Origin of the sequence: Methanobrevibacter sp. (genome assembly GCF_045636185.1) — an archaeon.
Lineage (GTDB): Archaea > Methanobacteriota > Methanobacteria > Methanobacteriales > Methanobacteriaceae > Methanocatella.
On the sequence record NZ_JAZTXC010000185.1, the window covers coordinates 1 to 3,519 of the forward strand.

3 protein-coding genes, 1 rRNA gene and 1 pseudogene are annotated in these 3,519 nt (G+C 28.7%); 3 read left to right on the plus strand and 2 right to left on the minus strand.

The window, feature by feature from the left end:
* Window positions 1-170 precede the first annotated feature (170 nt).
* Window positions 171-288: ribosomal RNA gene (gene rrf, locus ACKI3Q_RS10170) — 5S ribosomal RNA — on the plus strand.
* Window positions 289-564: 276 nt separating this feature from the next.
* Here the strand turns inward: rrf and ACKI3Q_RS10175 are convergent.
* Entirely contained in the window at window positions 565-1,305 is a 741-nt protein-coding gene (locus ACKI3Q_RS10175) for an ABC transporter permease (RefSeq protein WP_407416478.1), read from the minus strand.
* 10 nt (window positions 1,306-1,315) lie between these two features.
* Window positions 1,316-2,232, minus strand: a pseudogene (locus ACKI3Q_RS10180) (ATP-binding cassette domain-containing protein).
* Window positions 2,233-2,424: 192 nt separating this feature from the next.
* On the opposite strand from ACKI3Q_RS10180, the gene ACKI3Q_RS10185 reads away from it, so the two are divergent.
* Entirely contained in the window at window positions 2,425-2,730 is a 306-nt protein-coding gene (locus tag ACKI3Q_RS10185; protein ID WP_407416479.1) for a nucleotidyltransferase domain-containing protein, read from the plus strand.
* Window position 2,731: 1 nt separating this feature from the next.
* Window positions 2,732-3,091, plus strand: coding sequence for a HEPN domain-containing protein (locus tag ACKI3Q_RS10190; protein WP_407416480.1), 360 nt, complete (start codon window positions 2,732-2,734; stop codon window positions 3,089-3,091).
* Window positions 3,092-3,519 lie beyond the last annotated feature (428 nt).

Sequence of the window (3,519 nt, forward strand, 5' to 3'; positions counted from 1 at the left end):
TAGCATGGGGGTTATACCTGGTCTCGTTTCGATCCCAGTAGTGAAGTCCTTTTGTGTTTTGTTTGTGTACTATGGTTTTCTATGGGAATTTCATTTCGCTGCAAGCTTTCTATATATACAAACCTTATCACTTACTTATTATTTTTATTTCATTTTCATAATATAATGAGTATTGCGGTCATAGCATGGGGGTTATACCTGGTCTCGTTTCGATCCCAGTAGTGAAGTCCTTTTGTGTTTTGTTTGTGTACTATGGTTTTCTATGGGAATTTCATTTCGCTGCAAGCTCATTATATTCATAATTACTTTTAAATATCATTTTTTACATAATATTATTGTCATATCATTTTTGACTAATATTTAATTAACTTTTTTATGAGAAAGTTTTTTTTTACTTGCTGTGATTAAAAAATAGTTAATATTGGATAGGCTGCCCGTTTCGAGGGTTACTCGAGGAGCTAAGGGTAATCTAGCAATGATTCAAGAGAGTTAGTATACGGGCAACAGACTTTTAAAATGATTTTATTTTATTAAATAAGTCTATTTTTTATAGTAAAAGAAATATTATAATGGGACATCACTTTTTGCAAGATATAACCATGATAATATTGTGCCTATGCCGAAAACAATTATTAAAATTAAAATTGGCACAATTAATCCAGTTGAATAGTTATATATTTCTCCAGAAGATATTATGAAAGGACTTATCCAAGGACAATATGGTGCATATGGCCGTTGGTATGCAATCATATTTATCATGAATGCAACTACACCACAGATGATTCCTGGAATAATGTTTTTCATTACCATACCAATGAAAACAAATGGAGACATTGATAGGAACAATAAAAATCCTCCCATTAATATTCTTAAATAATATTCAACTGCTATGCTTAAGCTTATGCCTTCCACCCCTCCTAAAATGGAACAGATGCAACATGTAATGAATGATGTTGTAACCAAAATTAAAATCCATATAAGGAACATTAAGAATTTACCACATAAATATTTCTTTCGTGACACCGGTCGAGTCAATATTGATTTGAGGGTGTGTTCAGTGTATTCTCTTCCAAATAAATAAGATACAATAATACAAAAAAGAAATACGGCTAAAACTGCATTCATATACATATTCAAATTTGTCAAATACGAACTAAAAAGAAGAACCCTGTTTGGGTCAAGGGCATGAATGTAAAATGCACTGATGAACATGAATATAGGTAATGCGATTCCACTGAGTAAACTGATATAGAACAGCTTTGACCTTTTTATTTTTAAAAATTCCATTCTTATAAAAGTTAACATTATTTAACACCTATTCAATCAGATTAACGAAATATTCTTCAAGGTTTTCACCAGTTAAAGCTTGTTTATAAACTTTTAATCCTTGTTTTACAAATTCTTCATTGATTTCGGCACGTTTGTCTAAATCGGTGAATATTCTTAGAAATTCGTATCCATCAATATTTTTAATTTCAAAATCGTTATTATTAAAACCAAGTTTCATTAAAATTTCAGTCGCTAATTTGTAATCTGATACTTCAAAATCAACATAATTGCTTAATTTCTCATGAAGATTATCCATAGAGATTTCTTCAACCAATTTCCCCTCATCAATTATTCCGATTATATCTGAATATGCTCTATTTCACTAAGAATGTGGCTTGAGATAAATATTGTCATATCATATTCATTTACTAAATCCTTAAACAATTTTCTCATATCTTGAATTCCAACTGGATCCAGGCCATTTATCGGTTCGTCCATAATTAAAAGTTCGGGGAAATCCATAATTGCGGCAGCAATGCCTAATCTTTGTTTCATACCTAATGAATAATGTTTAACTAATTTTTTGTTTTCATTATCTAGTGAAACAATTTTTAAGGCCTTTTTAACATTTTTTTCACTGTAATTTCCTCTAAGTTCTGCCAATATTCGAAGATTTTCAAATCCAGTTAGATTATAGTAAAAACCGGGAGTTTCTATTATGGAACCGATTCTTGAATATACTTGAGGATTATCTTTTGAGTCAGCACCAAATAATCTAACTTCTCCATCACTAGGTCTTGTTAAATCTAAAATAATGCTCATGGTAGTTGTTTTTCCAGCACCATTTTTACCTAAAAGTCCATAAATTTTTCCTTTTTCAACTTTTATGTTCACTGAATCAAGAACTATCTGATTTTTATATTTTTTAGTTAAATTTTTAGTTTCAATTATATAATTGCTCATAAAAATAAATCCTAATGTTAATTGCTATATTTTTTTGTTAATGGGGTTAAAAAATATATTAAACCTTTAATACTTTTTCTTATTTTAATTTTTTAAAAAGTTTTCTGCGTTTTTGCACAAAGTCACACTTCAAAAATATTTATTATTAATGAACTTGATATAATAAACTATAAAATTCTTTGGGGATTATGTATGAATGATCGTGTTAAAATTGCTCATGAGTTTGCAAATGCTATTAATTCTGATAAGATAGTTAGAATTATATTGTTTGGTTCTGTTGCTCGGGGTGATGATGGAAAAGATTCTGATATTGATATTTTAATCGTTTCTGATTATTGGGAGGAAATTGATTCAATTATTACTGATGTAGTTGGTGATATTGTTTTAGACCAACAGGAATTAATTTCTCCACATATTATGTCAGTAGACAGATTTAACAACACAAAGGATTATTCATTTTTAACTAATGTGCTTGAGGAGGGTGTTGTACTTGTCTGAAGTGGATGAATTTATTTCAAAAGCAAATGATAAGTTAATCTCAAGCAAAATCCTTTTCGACAATCAGCAGTATGCTACATCTGTTAGTGCAGCTTATTATTGCATGTTTTTAACTGCTAAAGCATTATTAATTAAAAAAGAGCATTATCCTAAATCTCATGAAGGTTTAATCTCCTTATTTGGTCAAGTGTATGTAAATCAAGGTGATTTTGATAGAAATATAGCTAAATATCTTGCACGTGCTCAATCTTTACGTGAAGATGCTGATTATGATGCTGTTGATGGGATTACAGAAAGTATTGCAAAATTATGGATAAATAATGCCGAAGAATTTATGGAAGAGTCCAAACGTTTTATATAAATAAAATCATGTTTTAATTTTTTCCTATCTTTTAAAATAGACATTCCTAATTACCGTAAATATTTTAATGTTAATGTCTGTAATAGTATAGTGTGGGAGCTAAAAGTATATTATATTTTGTATATTATACGGGTAAAATCCCTTTTAAGAAGTTTTTTAAATTAATAAATCAATATTTTTATTTTATTTTACATTTTAAGTTCAGATTGTCTTTTAGTTGGGCTCCAATATTCTTCTCATATCCTTCAAGTCATTATTTGTGATGAATTAGGTAAATAATCTGATGAGGGAAACTAATGTGATATAATGTTTTGGCAATAATTTTTAATTAGATTAATTAATAGACATTATATTGAAGATGTAATTAATAAGGATGATAAAATGAGTATTGATTTGACAGATATCGGAATTGAAGAAGGGCAGAAATA

Coding starts and splice junctions, on each gene's coding strand:
- ACKI3Q_RS10185 (WP_407416479.1), top strand. CDS start 2,425: ATGAATGATCGTGTTAAAATTGCTCATGAGTTTGCAAATGCTATTAAT.
- ACKI3Q_RS10175 (WP_407416478.1), bottom strand. CDS start 1,305: ATGTTAACTTTTATAAGAATGGAATTTTTAAAAATAAAAAGGTCAAAG.